This is a genomic window from Mesorhizobium sp. M0751 (genome assembly GCF_040320265.1).
GTDB lineage: Bacteria > Pseudomonadota > Alphaproteobacteria > Rhizobiales > Rhizobiaceae > Mesorhizobium.
In genome coordinates, this window is sequence record NZ_JAMYPH010000075.1 from 1 (window position 1) to 1,252 (window position 1,252).

At 61.7% G+C, this 1,252-nt stretch carries 1 protein-coding gene; it reads right to left on the reverse strand.

All coding sequences use genetic code 11. The features are described from left to right. A partial coding sequence (locus NKI19_RS32685) for an SAM-dependent methyltransferase (RefSeq protein ID WP_352567714.1) occupies positions 1–1,185 on the reverse strand: 1,185 nt, incomplete at its 3' end. Between the last annotated feature and the right edge of the window lie 67 nt (positions 1,186–1,252).

Consider the following 1,252-nt stretch of genomic DNA (forward strand, 5'->3'; position numbering starts at 1 on the left):
GTCCGTCACCAGGAACACTTCCGCGGTCAGGTCGTTCGCGCGCAAGATCGGCCAGGCATGGTCGGCAAAGTTCTGGAAGCCGTCATCGAACGTGATGAGCACTGGGCGGCCAACGAAAGGCTGACGGTTGGCTATGAACCATTCCAGCTGCTCGGACCTAATCGCGTGAAAGCCATTGGCGCGCAGCCATGCCATTTGGCTGGCGAATAAGGCGGGCGTGAGCCGAAAACGGGCGAGCGCGGCCGGACCTTCATCGGAGACGCTGTGATACATGAGGACAGGGATACGCTGTCGTCGCTCGCTACGTGCGACGTCACGGCGCAGCACGCGTGCCCCGCCCCAGACGATATTTCGCGCGACCCCGATTTCGACGGGTGCGCGGATTGGCACATGATCAATCACCGGTTCCGTCACCACGTCGTCCGGTGACAGGCGGCGGAAGCGGTCTATGCGATAGAGCTCGGTCTGGATCGACCGTTCGAGGATGAGGCCTTCGGTCAGTGCCAGCGTCTCTGAGATCGCTTGTGCACCGAATGTATTCCAGTCGAAGCCGGTCCTTTCAACATTGTCTCGTAGCACGAATGCATGTGCGCTGATGAAACAGCCGCCAGGCGCCAACGCCTCAACGAGTTTTTTGGCAATGCGCCGCAACTCGGTGAGATCATCCAGGTAGTAGAGCGCTTCCGAACAGACGATCAGATCCATTTCGCCCGGCAGGGTGTCCGCAGAGAAATCCAGTACGCCGAACTCAACATTCGGCTGATCGCTGCATCGCGCGCGCGCCCGCCCGATGGCTACGGCGGAGATGTCAGTTGCGGTCAGATGGCCCACGCGCGGCGCCAGCTGCCGCGTGAAGTGGCCCTCCGCGCAGGCCAGCTCAAGCGCCCGTCCGATGGGACCGGCAGGCAGAATTTCGAGCTGCCGCTCATATTTTTCCTGCTCATAGGGCGAACCGTAGTTCCAGGGATCCTCGGTCGCGAAATGGCGATTCCAGAAAGACGTGCGATCATTGTCGAGCCCATCCTCGGCCCGTGCACGGCGCGGCGCTGCAAGAGGCTCTTTAGTTTCGACGCTCGACCGAACCAGCGCTTGCGCTTCCGCGGCCAATCCCGCGAGTTTGCCGAAGTGGCTGTCCCGATCAGACCGGCGTCCCGCCATGGACAACAATGCCTCGGCTGCAAACATGTTTGACTTATCGGCACCGGCGCCCTTTTGCGGTGCATGTACGGGCGATCGCCTCGCAAGCCGCGCG